10 protein-coding genes, 1 tRNA gene and 1 pseudogene are annotated in these 13773 nt (G+C 37.9%); 6 read left to right on the forward strand and 6 right to left on the reverse strand.

Going from position 1 to position 13773, the window contains the following annotated elements:
- Nucleotides 1-258: 258 nt before the first annotated feature.
- Nucleotides 259-1617 carry an argininosuccinate synthase gene (gene argG, locus AC056_RS02580; protein WP_086496291.1) on the forward strand — a complete coding sequence of 453 codons (1359 nt, stop codon included), beginning with the start codon at nucleotides 259-261 and terminating at the stop codon, nucleotides 1615-1617.
- A 60-nt stretch (nucleotides 1618-1677) separates the two neighbouring features.
- On the opposite strand, the pseudogene AC056_RS02585 reads toward argG, so the two are convergent.
- Nucleotides 1678-2786: pseudogene (locus AC056_RS02585) on the reverse strand (GGDEF domain-containing protein).
- A gap of 149 nt (nucleotides 2787-2935) precedes the next feature.
- On the opposite strand from AC056_RS02585, the gene pyrC reads away from it, so the two are divergent.
- The 3 genes from pyrC (at nucleotide 2936) to AC056_RS02600 (ending at nucleotide 4711) form a co-directional block, all read left to right on the forward strand.
- Nucleotides 2936-3970, forward strand: a complete 1035-nt coding sequence (gene pyrC, locus AC056_RS02590; protein WP_039250233.1) for a dihydroorotase — start codon at nucleotides 2936-2938, stop codon at nucleotides 3968-3970.
- Complete coding sequence (gene rnt, locus AC056_RS02595; protein ID WP_004702976.1) at nucleotides 3955-4617, forward strand: ribonuclease T; 663 nt, start codon at nucleotides 3955-3957, stop codon at nucleotides 4615-4617. Before pyrC ends, rnt begins: the two co-directional genes overlap by 16 nt.
- Before the next feature lie 18 nt (nucleotides 4618-4635).
- Nucleotides 4636-4711 (forward strand) — tRNA-Glu (locus AC056_RS02600).
- A gap of 85 nt (nucleotides 4712-4796) precedes the next feature.
- Here the strand turns inward: AC056_RS02600 and AC056_RS02605 are convergent.
- Entirely contained in the window at nucleotides 4797-5384 is a 588-nt protein-coding gene (locus AC056_RS02605; protein WP_077162654.1) for a DUF2726 domain-containing protein, read from the reverse strand.
- A 289-nt stretch (nucleotides 5385-5673) separates the two neighbouring features.
- On the opposite strand from AC056_RS02605, the gene AC056_RS02610 reads away from it, so the two are divergent.
- Nucleotides 5674-7788 carry a TonB-dependent siderophore receptor gene (locus AC056_RS02610; RefSeq protein WP_077162655.1) on the forward strand — a complete coding sequence of 705 codons (2115 nt, stop codon included), beginning with the start codon at nucleotides 5674-5676 and terminating at the stop codon, nucleotides 7786-7788.
- 213 nt (nucleotides 7789-8001) lie between these two features.
- Nucleotides 8002-8685 (forward strand): glutathione S-transferase N-terminal domain-containing protein, encoded by a 684-nt coding sequence (locus AC056_RS02615; protein WP_077162656.1) that lies wholly within the window; start codon nucleotides 8002-8004, stop codon nucleotides 8683-8685.
- 5 nt (nucleotides 8686-8690) lie between these two features.
- Here the strand turns inward: AC056_RS02615 and AC056_RS02620 are convergent, their stop codons facing one another.
- The 4 genes from AC056_RS02620 to AC056_RS02635 form a co-directional block, all read right to left on the reverse strand.
- Nucleotides 8691-9935 (reverse strand): NADH:flavin oxidoreductase/NADH oxidase family protein, encoded by a 1245-nt coding sequence (locus tag AC056_RS02620; protein ID WP_077162657.1) that lies wholly within the window; start codon nucleotides 9933-9935, stop codon nucleotides 8691-8693.
- A gap of 185 nt (nucleotides 9936-10120) precedes the next feature.
- Nucleotides 10121-11710, reverse strand: a complete 1590-nt coding sequence (locus AC056_RS02625) for an ABC transporter ATP-binding protein (RefSeq protein WP_077162658.1) — start codon at nucleotides 11708-11710, stop codon at nucleotides 10121-10123.
- A complete protein-coding gene (locus AC056_RS02630; protein WP_077162659.1) occupies nucleotides 11688-12698 on the reverse strand; it encodes an ABC transporter permease in 1011 nt (336 codons plus the stop codon). Before AC056_RS02630 ends, AC056_RS02625 begins: the two co-directional genes overlap by 23 nt.
- The gene (locus AC056_RS02635) at nucleotides 12698-13750 is read right to left on the reverse strand and encodes a microcin C ABC transporter permease YejB (protein WP_077162660.1); all 1053 of its coding nucleotides are present in this window, start codon (nucleotides 13748-13750) and stop codon (nucleotides 12698-12700) included. The genes AC056_RS02630 and AC056_RS02635 overlap by 1 nt, the downstream gene beginning before the upstream one ends.
- Nucleotides 13751-13773 lie beyond the last annotated feature (23 nt).

Below are 13773 nucleotides of genomic sequence, written 5' to 3' on the forward strand. Positions count from 1 at the left end.
GTCCCAATATTTTTTTGCAACTTGTTGCATAGTACTTTAATACTTTTTTAACGATTTTGGATGACCAAGAATTATTTTTTATTCGAGATTATGGTCAATCTATATATAAAGGAGACAATCCTATGTTTTCTTCAAATAATAAATACCAATCATAACAAGTGAATTAATGCTTTTTTTGCCAAAAAAGCACCATGAATAGTGCTACAATAGCCGCCATTCAGAATTCTCGAGACCACCTCAACGGGGTCTTTTTCATAAATGTTAGGATTAGCAATGACTGATAATGCAACTATCTTGCAGCATGTACCAGTAGGCAAAAAAGTTGGGATTGCCTTCTCCGGTGGTCTAGACACTTCAGCTGCTTTATTGTGGATGAAACAAAAAGGCGCTGAGCCTTATGCATATACTGCAAACTTAGGCCAGCCAGATGAAGATGACTACGATGCAATTCCAAAGAAAGCAGAACAATATGGCGCTGTAAAAGCTCGCTTAATTGACTGCCGCTTACAATTGGCGCTTGAAGGTATTGCTGCAATTCAGTGTGGTGCATTCCATATCAGTACAGGTGGCGTTCCTTATTTCAATACGACTCCACTCGGTCGCGCAGTAACAGGTACTATGCTCGTTACTGCAATGAAAGAAGATGACGTAAACATCTGGGGTGACGGTTCAACTTATAAAGGTAACGATATTGAACGTTTCTATCGTTATGGTTTGTTGACTAACCCAAATCTTAAAATTTATAAGCCTTGGTTAGATCAAAACTTTATTGATGAGCTTGGTGGCCGTGCAGAAATGTCACAGTTCCTCATCGATAACGGTTTTGACTACAAAATGTCAAAAGAAAAAGCGTATTCAACTGACTCAAACATGTTGGGCGCGACTCACGAAGCAAAAGATCTTGAATACCTAAATGCTGGTATCAAAATCGTTGACCCAATTATGGGCGTTGCTTTCTGGAAAGAAGAAGTTGAAATCAAACCAGAAGAAGTCACTGTACGTTTTGAAGAAGGTGTACCTGTTGCGTTAAACGGTCAAACTTTTAACAATCCGGTTGAACTTATTCTTGAAGCAAACCGTATTGGTGGTCGCCATGGTTTAGGTATGTCTGACCAAATCGAAAACCGTATTATCGAAGCGAAATCTCGTGGTATTTATGAAGCACCGGGTATGGCCCTTCTTCATATTGCTTACGAGCGTTTGGTTACTGGTATTCATAACGAAGATACGATCGAACAGTACCGTATTAATGGTTTACGTTTAGGTCGTTTACTTTACCAAGGCCGTTGGTTCGACTCTCAAGCACTTATGTTGCGTGAAACTGCACAGCGTTGGGTTGCTAAAGCGATTACTGGTGAAGTGACGCTTGAACTTCGTCGTGGTAATGACTACACCATCATGAACACTGAATCTCCAAACTTAACGTACGAAGCTGAACGTTTAACAATGGAAAAAGGCGATTCAATGTTTACGCCAATGGACCGTATTGGTCAGTTGACTATGCGTAATCTCGATATTACCGATACACGTGCAAAACTTGGTATCTATACAGATGCTGGTTTACTTTCAATCGGTCAAGGTTCTGCTATTCCTCAATTAGACAGTAAGAAAAAATAATTTTCTTATGACGTCAAAAAAGCCACCTATAGAGGTGGCTTTTTTATATTTAAAATTAATTCAGGCAGTTTCTACGATTTGTAAGGGTTGATAATAAATTTGGTTACGACCAAGCTGCTTTGCTCGATATAAAGCCTGATCTGCGGCATGAATTAATTCATCTTGCCCCATTTTTAGCCCACCTGTATATACAGTAAAACCTAGACTGATGGTGACATATTTCGAGACTAAGGAAGCAGCATGCGGAATAGCTTGGCGTTCTATCGCTTTATAAATATTTGCTGCCACTGAATAAGCACCCTGTGCTGGTGTTTCAGGTAAAAGTACGACAAACTCTTCACCTCCATAGCGTGCAACAAAGTCGACATGGCGAATTGAATTTTTGATTGCAGAAGCAATAGATGAAATAACTTTATCCCCCATCTGATGCCCATAAAAATCGTTATAGTTTTTAAAAAAATCAATATCAATAAATAAGACAGCTAAAGGACGCTTTTCTTGATTCGCACGGTAATAGTAAAAATCAAACATTTCGTCAAAAGTACGACGGTTTGAAATTTGAGTCAGCGCATCTTGCTGGCTCAATTGAAGCAATTCAGATGCTTCAATACGTAAAATTTGTTCATTAATTTCAGCAAGCTGATTACTTAAAAAAAGACTGCGCTCTCTTGAGATAAGCATTGTACTTATAGAAAAACCCAAAATACAACTACCAAACAAAGCACGCCCAAGTGCAATATAGTCACAGTTCACATTTAATAAAATGAGTAACACAAAAACCAATATTGCCGCCGATAAGCCAACATAAAGCATATGCAAAGGTTTTATGCCGCTCAAAATAAACCCAAGCATATATAAAAATGAAAGAAGCAACATCGACTGATTTTTAAGAGCCATATTTCCAACACTGAGCAACAGCATGGCACTTGTAATAATGGATAAAAAAACAATGCTACAGGCAGCAAAATAAAAATGATATAAGTGAGTACACCACTTGCTAAAAATTTTGAGATGTTTTGCCGAGTTCGATCGAGATTTAAAAGCCAGAATTTTTTTTCAAGTTGTTTTGGCAAAGGCATATTGGCATAACGATGGGTATGTAGAGTAACCAAATACTCGATTTCTTCTTTAGATTTGAGTAATTGATGTACATTCCCCCTATTTGCCACTAGTCGATTCCCACATATTCCGCGTTAACAAAATATAACATTATTTTTTAAAGCTCCCTGTGCTTTATTTTGCCATTTGTCCGTAATTCTCGTTACCATTTTCACACTTTATCGATTATCATTTGTTTTATTTCGAAGTTTGAACTGCCTTGAACTCTATTACCCTGCTCCAGCCAGATGATTGGCATGCACATTTACGTGATGGTTTAGCATTAAAACGTACTGTTCCAGATTTGGCTAAACAGTTCGCTCGCGCGATTTGTATGCCTAACCTTGTACCGCCTGTAAAAACAGTAGATGAAGCTTTAGCTTATCGCGAACGTATTCTTGCGCATGTTCCAGAAGGCAATAATTTTGACCCTCGCATGGTGCTTTATTTTACTGATCACACTTCACCAGATGAAGTTCGTAAAATTAAAGAATCAGAACATGTAAATGCAATTAAACTTTACCCTGCTGGTGCGACAACAAACTCAGACAATGGTGTGAGTGATATTCGCAAAGTTTATGCAGTCATTGAGCAATTAGAAGAGCATCAAGTGCCGTTATTGCTTCATGGTGAAGTGACTCACAATCATGTAGATATTTTTGATCGTGAAAAACGCTTTCTAGATGAGGTATTATCACCATTATTGAAACAGTTCCCGAAACTTAAAGTTGTGCTTGAACACATTACGACAAGTGATGCAGCACATTTTGTTTTAGAACAAGACCGTAATGTTGCAGCAACAATTACTCCTCAGCATTTATTATTTAACCGTAATGATATGTTGGTTGGTGGTGTTAAACCGCACTTTTACTGCTTACCAATTTTAAAACGTCAAACACATCAAACGACTTTACTTGAAGTTGCGACAAGCGGTAATCCTAAGTTTTTCTTAGGTACAGACAGTGCCCCTCATGCACAAAATGCAAAAGAGAATGCTTGTGGCTGTGCAGGCTGCTATAGTGCTCCTAATGCAATTGAGCTTTATGCACAAGCTTTTGATCAAGTGGGTAAATTAGAGCGTTTAGAAGGTTTTGCAAGCCACTTTGGTGCAGACTTCTACGGTCTACCACGTAATACTTCTACCATTACTTTGGTTAAAGAAGACAACCTCGTTCCCGAATCTTTTGATTATTTAGATGATCAGAAAATTATCCCGCTGCATGCCGGGAAAACGCTGCAATGGAGAAAAGTGTGACACAAGAAAATTCTGTCCCGGTCATTGGCCAACGTTTTCGTGGCTTCTTACCTGTTGTTGTCGATGTTGAAACGGCAGGTTTTAATGCCCAGACAGATGCATTGCTAGAAATCGCGTGCATTCCAATTGTGTATGATGCTCAGGGACAATTTGTCCCTGGTCCTGCATTTCATGCACATATTAACCCGTTTGAAGGTGCAAACCTCGATCGCCGTTCGCTCGACTTTATTGGTATTGATCCATTCAACCCAATGCGTATAGCAATGGCTGAAGACGAGAGAACTGCGCTACGTCGTATTTTTAAATCAGTCAATGAAGTTCGTAAACAGCAACATTGTACTCATGCAGTACTTGTAGGTCATAACGCGCATTTTGACCTTGGTTTTTTACAAGCAGCAATTGCACGTACAAGCACGAAAAACCAAAACCCATTTCATAGTTTTTCAGTCATGGATACGGTTACTTTAAGTGCAGTTATGTTTGGACAAACCGTGCTTGCTAAAGCATGTATTCAAGCTGGAATTGAGTTCGATGGTAAAGAAGCACACTCTGCTTTATACGATACTCAGAAGACTGCTGAACTGTTTTGCTATATTTTGAACAAACTGTCTCCTTACCTACTTGACAGTTTAGTGGCGGCTTCTTAAGATACCGCCATCCTCAACGTCCCTATCGTCTAGAGGCCTAGGACATCGCCCTTTCACGGCGGTAACCGGGGTTCGAATCCCCGTAGGGACGCCATATTCTTTCTATAAAGAATCATCGCTTCAAATTATTTTATCTCACTTCAAATTTCATCCATGAGATAAATTTCTTATTTTCAAAATCAAGACTTCAACTTTACTTCATCAATGTGTTGTGCAGGTTGCATAGTTGGATCATCTTTCTCAATAATTATTGCATCAGCTACTAACTTTGTTTTTGTTAAATCTGGTTCTATTGAAACTTGAGCTAATGAACTTGATGTAATATTAAAATCACGATGTATTTGTGCCAGTTCTGGTGTTCGTTTATAACGTATGACTTTAAAACCTGCTTCTTGAATTAAAGTATCTCGCTCTGCATCGAACTTTTCTTTCCCTTTGTGGCTAGAATCATCTAGTTCAACAATAGCAACGATATTAAATGCTTTATCCAACACAACAAAATCAGCAACTTTTCGATTAAATAAATTACGCGTCGCGTATCCTTGCGCTGTCATAAAAGCACTGAAAGCGACTTGCGCCAAAATAGTATATTCAGGCAAAGCTTCCTTTAGTTTCATAAAAGTAGGTTGTTCATTCATAGTAATGATACGCTTTCCCTTGATTGGGTTACGTTTTGCATTTCTATTTTTGCTTTCCCCTTTCTTTAAAACACTTAAAATCGCTAATACCATTATGGCTATTAAAAATATGCCAACTATCGCAAACATCGAATTTCCCCTAAATAAGTATAAAAACTATTTTGATTTTAAAATACAATTAAAAACGGCCAACTATCAATTATTTATATGATTTTAAAAGCTATTGTTCTTTGTATTTAATACTCAATTTTAGACTTTAATTTATAATTTTTTAAATCTATATTTTTAATTTTTGTCATTTATATTAAAAAAAATACACTTGTGCAAATTTATCACTGATTCCATATTCCTTTTACATACAGTTACATTATAATAATTCTTATTTTTATACTGATATTTATTATCAACAAGGTTTTAAATGGATCTTAAGCTTCGCATCCTCTCCCTGAGTATTGCTCAACTATGCTGTATCTCATCTGCTTTTGCAGATACTGACACTTCTTCAACCACTCTTGCCACTATCAAAATTAAAGCCCAACAGGCATCAGATCAAACTTATAAAGTTGATAGCTCGAGTAGCGCAACACGTAGTGAAGTCGCATTAAAAGATACGCCACAATCTGTCAGTGTAGTAACTCAAAAAGTAATTGAAGATATTGGCGCGACACGTTTGATTGAAGCGCTTGATTTAGCTGGTGGTGTTACTCGTGCTAATAACTTTGGCGGTCAAGGTTTAACAGGCTTTAATCTTCGTGGATTCACTAGCGGTGAGTTTTATCGCAATGGATTCCCTATCAACCGTGGCTATCCAAATGCTCCAGATAGCAATACTATTGAACGTGTAGACGTTTTACGTGGACCCTCTTCTAGCTTATATGGTCGTGGTGACCCAGGTGGTACGTTTAACTTAATTTCTAAAACACCAAAGTCTGAACAACAAACCACTTTAGGTGCTCAGCTTAACAGTGAAGGTTTATACCGCACCACGATAGACACGACAGGTGCTGTACCAAATGCAGAAAACATTGGTTATCGTCTAAATGTGATTGCAGAAGGCGGTGATAGTTATCGCGATCATGTCGAATCAAAACGTTACGGAATTGCTCCAGTCATTCAATGGCAAGCTTCTGACGCGACCAAAGTTACTTTTGAAGCAGATATTTTACGAAATCAGCATCCACTTGATCGTGGCCAAACACGCTATGCAGGTCAGAAGTCTTTTATTAGTTCACCAGACACTTATTTATGGGAAACGGGTAAAGACAATAACCGACTATATAATGACAACAATATGACTCAATTACGAGTCGAACACGACCTTGGTAATGACTGGAAGCTCAATGCTGGTGTGCAATATTTAAATGGCAAGTTACATGGCTATGCGGTAGAGGCAAATGGCATTCAAGATGACGGCGAAACTTTAAACCGAAATTACAACTATCGCGAATTAAAATGGCAAGATACCGATGCCCAAATTAATCTAACAGGTAATTTCCAAGTTTTAGGTCTAGCTCATACTTTAGTGACAGGGCTTGAATATGAAAATTATGATTATAAGTCATATATTATTCGTTCAGATGCTAAGTCAAATAACTACCCGATCAATATTTATGATCCAGTTTTAGGCCAACCTCTCCCTGAGCTTAAAAATATTACGACCCATGACCGTGAAAACTTAAAAACCACTGCCCTTTTTGTACAAGACCAAGTCGATTTAAATGAGCGTTTAAGCGCGCTATTAGGTTTACGTTTTGAACATTACGAACATGATTACAAAAACCTATTACCGAATACCGCGAATTGGAATACCAGTCATAACGCGTTTATTCCACGTTTAGGTTTAGTTTATAAAGCCAGTGACGACCTTTCAATCTATAGCAATGCTGCGAAATCTTTTAAACCTAACACTGGTGTTAACCGTAATGGAGAAGGCTTTGACCCAGAAGAAGGCTTAGCTTACGAGTTAGGCTTTAAATGGCAAGCACTTGATAATATGTTATCAATTGATTCCGCTATTTTTTACGCCAATAAAGAAAATGTCTTAACACTAGATCCTGTAGATTCAACCTACAAAGTTACTGCTGGTAAAGTTCGTAGCCAAGGTATTGAGTTAAATATTGCTGGTCAACTTACACCTGCTTGGAAAATTATTGGTGGCTATGCCTATACAGATGCAGAAGTAACTAAGGACAATAGCCTGCAAAAAGGAACAACTCTAGCCAACATTCCAAAAAATAGTTTTAATCTTTTAAATATCTATGAATTTCAGGATGGGCCTTTACAAGGGTTGGGTTTAGGCATCAATCAAAAATATATTGATAAGCGTGCAGGTCAAACGGCCAATAGTACCTACACCATGAAAGGTTATGCAGTTACAGATTTGGTTTCTTATTATCAAGCATCACCAAAACTTCGTATTAACTTAGATCTGAAAAATCTTTTTGACAAAGTTTATGATGAAAGCGCTTTCAATCTATATGCATATCCGGGTGAATCACGTACTGTTCAATTAGGTATGAGCTATACGTTCTAAACTAAGAATATAACGAACCAAAGCATCAGCCTTTTACCGTATAAGATCTCACTAAGGAGATTAGTCATTAAAGAAGCCACTGTCTAAAAATACAGTGGCTTTTATTTTCTCATATAAAACATTATAAATTTATGATTTATAAATATTTTATTATACTTAAATTCTTTTCTACCCTATACTAAAATTAAATCAAAAGTATAATTTGAACATGACATGCAAATTCGATTATTTCATTTACAAAATTCACGCTCTCAACGCATTATTTGGTTTTTAGAAGAATTAGGACTCAACTATGAACTCATCACTAAATATCATTCGGACGAAGACAAAAATAATAACTCGCCGCATCAGTTATCAAAATTTCCAACCCTCGAAATTATTGAACACGAGCAATCTTCAATTTTGGCCGAAACTTCAGCAATCCTAGATTATTTCTCTCATTTACATCCACAATTGGGACAGAATAATTTAGGAAACCAACAACTACAAAATTTTTATTATTGGAAAAATTACTGTGAGGCAACATTCATTCCCGATCTGGTACTCAAACAAATCTTTCAACAAATTGCTGAGCGTACGCCTTTTCCAGTACGTTTCATTCCAAAACTTTTAAAATATGGATTCGATCAAGGTTATCTCAATCAATCATTACAACAACACATGAGCATGATCGATAAACATTTAAAGCACCACTTATGGTTTGCTGGAGATCAGTTTACTACTGCTGATATTTTGATGTGGTTTCCGTTATTGGCTTGCTCACCAAATTATAGCCAGTTTAAACATATACAGCGTTATCTGGCTCAAATAGAAAACAGACCAGCCTTTAAAAATGCTTTAATTAAAGGTCAATGGTCTGCTTCTACGTTTCAGACTTACTGGGCTATTGCTTGGTAATTTATTTATGCAGATTTACGTGAATTCACGCGCCCTTGAACAACGGCCTTAATATTGCCCTTCGCGTAATTTAAAAACACAATTAAAGGCGATAGTTTTGGATTTGGCTTTTTGCCCTGTCCAATAGCTTTGAATTGTGCTGCGTACCAAATAATTTCCATAATCGCCATTTTGTCAACAAAAGGTAAACCTGTTTTAATTGGTTTTACGGCATAGCGAACATCTTGGCCTGCGATTAAACGGTCAGTTAAATCTGTTTCAACAGCAAGTGGACGAGCAATACCAATAAAGTCGCATGCCCCACTTGCCAGAGCAGCATTCATGCCTTCTACAGTACGGAAGCCACCTGTCACCATAAGTTTACATTTTACATGCTGACGGATTTTTTCAGCGAAGTCTAAGAAGTATGCTTCGCGTGCAATGGTACTTGCCTTACGTTTATCAGCTTTAGCACCAGCCATTGCAGGTGCTTCATAAGTACCACCTGAAATTTCAATTAAGTCAATCCCAGCTTCATCAACGGCTTTAAATACCGAAATCACATCTTCTTCGCTAATACCACCGCGTTGGAAGTCAGCAGAGTTAAGCTTAACTGAAATAATAAAATTCTCTGAAGTTGCTTCACGTACCGCTTTATAAACTTCTAGTAAAAAGCGAGTACGGTTTTCAACTGCCCCCCCCCACTGATCTGTACGTTTATTCGTTAATGGCGATAAAAACTGGCTAATTAAATAGCCGTGTGCACCATGTAACTGTACCCCTTCAAAACCAGCTTTCTCACAAATGCTGGAAGCTACTGCAAAGCGTTTAATAATATCCAAAATTTCTTCATGTGTAAGCGCACGTGGAGTGCCAAACATCGTCGCTAAAGCTGGACTAAAAGGAACTGCCGAAGGTGCGACTGTTTCTTTATTTAAGCCTTTAGGGCACTGACGACCTGGGTGAGATAGTTGAATGAGCTGTATCATTCCATATTGTTTACCAACCGCTGCCCATTCTTTTAAACGCTCTAGGTCACGTTCGGTTTCAATCACCACCACGCCTGGTTCATTTTTGGCTTCGAAATTGACCATCACATTACCAGTAATCGCACAGCCTAAACCACCTTTAGCCCATGCACCGTACAGGCCTAGATGTAAGTCATTTGGTTGTCCCTCATAGTTTGCAAGTGCCTCACTCATTGCACCTTTAATAATCCGGTTTTTAAATGTGGTATTTCGAATCGTGATTGGTTGTGCAATCTGGCTCATGGTTAACCTCTTTTAATACTTTAGAGCAATTACTCTAATTTAGATGAGTTATAGGTCATGTCAAGGGAAAATCGATAACTGACAATAGCACATGTCAAATTTAAAAAGTATAGAGAAATGCAACTTTTTGCATTAAAAATTTAAATAATATTTATGCTTATAAAACAAAATCTTATTTAAATAAATTAAAGACTCGCCCTAATTAATTGCTTGGTATATTCAGTTTTAGGGTCATTAAATAACTGTTCAGTCGGCTGATATTCCACAACTTTTGCATGTCGCAATACCATCACTTTATGACACAGTGCTTTGACCACATTTAAATCATGACTAATAAAAATATAGCTTAGGTGCTCTGTTTGTTGTAATCGTCGCAATAATTGAATCATCGCTTTTTGAGTCGTTCCATCTAAGGCAGATGTTGGCTCATCTAAAATTAAAAGTTTAGGTTGAACCACTAAAGCTCTCGCTAAAGCAACGCGCTGACGTTGTCCACCCGAAAGCTCGTGCGGATAGCGATGTTGAAAGTCTTCAGACAACTCAACTTTTACCAAAGCAGATTTAACTTGCTGTTTGATCTCGCTATCAGCTACAGCTTTCACTTTTAAGCCTTCAGCAATAATCTGCCCTACCGTCATACGCGGGTTTAAACTACCAAATGGGTCTTGGAAAACAATTTGTAAGTCTGACCTAATCTTACGCAAAGCTTTTTGTTCTAAGTGGTTTATGTCTTGCTCTAGAAAATTAATTTGCCCCTCACTTTTCAGTAATCGAACCAGCGCTAACGCCAATGAGGTTTTACCTGAACCACTTTCACCTACAACACCTAACGCTTCGCCTTGAGTTAGCTCAAAAGTTATATTTTCAATAGCATTGGTATAACTTTGAATTCGGTTAAAGATACCACTCCGAATTGGGTATTTAACATTGAGTCGTTGAACAGATAAAATTTTATGACTGGAGGAAAGTGGCTGAGTAAAACCAAGATCAAGATCTAACAATTGCTCAGTATAAATTGACCTTGGATTTTCAAAAATCTGTTGAAGCTGACCTTGCTCTACAACCTGCCCCTTGTGTAATACAATGAGTTCATTGGCATAACGGCGAACCAAATTTAAATCATGGCTAATTAAAATCAGCGCCATGCCATATTTATTCTGTAAAGACTTTAATAACTCTAAAATCTGTGACTGTAAAATCACATCAAGCGCGGTGGTTGGTTCATCTGCAATTAAAATTTTAGGTTGAAGTGCTAGCGCAGCCGCAATCATGACTCTTTGCTTTTGTCCACCTGAAAGCTCATGCGGATAACGTTTTAAAATGTGTTCTGGATTAGCAATTCCTACATCTTTTAATAATTGAATTACCTGCGGCTGAGCTTTCGATTTTGACCAACCTTGTAAAATAAAATTTTCACCAACAATTTTCTCAACCTGATGCAATGGGTTTAAAGCCGTAGAAGGCTCCTGAAAAATCATGGCAATATGATGGCCACGTAAATAAGTTCTAGTCTTTTCGTCTATTTCTAAAATATTTTTTGAATCAATAATAATACGACCAGATGTTTTTAATTTTTCTGGTAATAACCCCATCATCGCCAAACAGCTTATTGTTTTACCTGAACCACTTTCACCTACAATTGCAAGCGTATCACCAGCTCGTAAGTGTAAATTGAGGCCCTCCAATAAAGTCTGATCTTGCGTAGAGATTGAAAGATTTTCTATTTTTAGCAAGGTAGTATCTGAGTTCAATTTATTTTCTTGGGTCGAATGCATCGCGTGCCGCCTCCCCAATATAAATTAATAATGACAACACAAAAGCAAGGCTAAAAAAGCCAGATAGAGCCAACCAAGGTGCATCTAAGTTATTTTTACCTTGCAACAACAATTCACCTAAAGAGGCCGCATCTGGCGGTAATCCATAGCCCAAGAAATCGAGTGCGGTTAAAGCAATAATATTGGTGGTCAGAATAAAAGGTAATTGCGATAGGCTAGAACTTATGGCATTTGGCAAAATGTGCTTAAAAATAATTGTTCTATCATTTACACCCAAAGCCTGAGCTGCACGGACATAGTCAAGTTGACGCGCTTTTAAAAATTCAGCACGGACAATTCCCACAAGCACAGTCCAGCTAAAGAACAACATAATAAAAAATAGCCAATATACATTTGGGGTAAACATACTGACCAAAATCATGACCATAAACAGCATGGGTAAACCATTCCAGACTTCTACCAGTCGTTGTCCCAGCAAATCGACCCAGCCACCATAGTAGCCTTGTATAGCACCTACAAAAATCCCAAGTAGTGCTGCACAAGCTGTTAAAGCCAAGCCGAAAAGTAATGAGACTCTAAGCCCATAGAGAATACGTGCAAGCACGTCTCGCCCTTGGTCATCTGTTCCTAACCAGTTCTGCTTAGAAGGTGGCGAAGGCACAGGTACAGCCAAGTCTAAATTAGGTGTCTGATAAGAAAACTGAATGAGCGGCCAAATCGCCCAACCTTTATGATTAATGAGTTCTTGTACAGCTGGGTCTTTATAATCTGCTTCTGTTTCAAATACACCACCAAAAGTGGTTTCGGGATATGCCTTAAAAACAGGTAAATAATAAGCGTCCTCATATTTCACTAGCAATGGTTTGTCGTTAGCAATGAGCTCAGCAGCCAATGAAATCACTAAAATAAGGCTAAACAAGATAAAGCTTGCCCACCCTAATTTATGTCGCCTAAACTTTTGCAGTCGTGATCGCACAATAAAAGACACTATTTGCCTCCTTGTGCTTCAAAGTGAATACGCGGATCAATCCATTGATACAGCACATCGCAAATAAGTCGTAAAAGCAGACTAAACAGCGTGAAGAAAAACAATACGCCAAAAATAACCGGATAGTCCCGCTGAACAATGGCTTCAAAGCCTAATAAACCGACACCATCTAGATGAAAAATAATTTCAATAAAAAGATTTCCCACAAAGAAAATGCCTGCTAAAGCCTCTGGCAATCCAGCAAGAATCACTAAAATGGCATTACGAAATACATGTTTATATAAAACTTGCTGGCTATTTAAACCTTTTGCATAAGCTGCCAAAACATAAGGCTTATTAAGCTCTTCTAAAAATGAATATTTGGTTAAATAGGTTAGGCTGGCAAAACCACCTAACACCATGGTAATAAGCGGCAAAGTCATGTGCCATAAGTAGTCCGTAATTTTTTCAAAAAAACTTAATTGATGAAAATTATCCGACACGAGGTTTTGCAATGGAAACCAGTGAAAATATGACCCACCCGCGAAGAAAACAATAAGTAAGATAGCAAAAACAAAACTTGGCACCGCATAACCCACTACCAGTAACAGTGAAGTAGAACGGTCAAACCAAGAACCTTGTTGTTTGGCTTTTTTAATACCCAGCGGAATTGAAATAAGATAAATCAGCAAAGTGCTCCATAGCCCAAGCGATATCGACACAGGCATTTTTTCCCAAAGCAACTCAACTACTGGTTTATCTTTAAAAAAGCTTTGTCCAAAGTCTAAAGTCAAATAACCTTTTAACATCAACAAGAAACGTTCTACTGGAGGATGGTCAAAACCGTATTGTGCTTTAATTTGCTCTACCATTTCGGGGCTTAATCCTTTAGCACCTTGATAGTACATTTCAGTACCTAATATCCGTCCTGCTCCTACGCCACTTTCTACCTCATGGATTGCTTGTTCTACAGGTCCACCCGGCGCAATTTGCACGACCACAAAGTTGATCAATAAAATAATGAACAACGTTGGAATGATTAAAAGAAGTCGCTTCAGAATATATGAACCCATATAACAGGATTTCCTTTAGGTAC

Source organism: Acinetobacter genomosp. 33YU (assembly GCF_001990725.1).
In the GTDB taxonomy this organism is placed as follows: Bacteria; Pseudomonadota; Gammaproteobacteria; order Pseudomonadales; family Moraxellaceae; genus Acinetobacter; species Acinetobacter seifertii.

What these genes read in the sequence shown, in the direction of transcription:
- AC056_RS02610 (WP_077162655.1), top strand. Translation starts at nt 5,674, where the DNA reads ATGGATCTTAAGCTTCGCATCCTCTCCCTGAGTATTGCTCAACTATGC.
- argG (WP_086496291.1), top strand. Translation starts at nt 259, where the DNA reads ATGTTAGGATTAGCAATGACTGATAATGCAACTATCTTGCAGCATGTA.
- AC056_RS02605 (WP_077162654.1), bottom strand. Translation starts at nt 5,384, where the DNA reads ATGTTTGCGATAGTTGGCATATTTTTAATAGCCATAATGGTATTAGCG.
- rnt (WP_004702976.1), top strand. Translation starts at nt 3,955, where the DNA reads ATGGAGAAAAGTGTGACACAAGAAAATTCTGTCCCGGTCATTGGCCAA.
- AC056_RS02620 (WP_077162657.1), bottom strand. Translation starts at nt 9,935, where the DNA reads ATGAGCCAGATTGCACAACCAATCACGATTCGAAATACCACATTTAAA.
- AC056_RS02625 (WP_077162658.1), bottom strand. Translation starts at nt 11,710, where the DNA reads ATGCATTCGACCCAAGAAAATAAATTGAACTCAGATACTACCTTGCTA.
- AC056_RS02635 (WP_077162660.1), bottom strand. Translation starts at nt 13,750, where the DNA reads ATGGGTTCATATATTCTGAAGCGACTTCTTTTAATCATTCCAACGTTG.
- AC056_RS02615 (WP_077162656.1), top strand. Translation starts at nt 8,002, where the DNA reads ATGCAAATTCGATTATTTCATTTACAAAATTCACGCTCTCAACGCATT.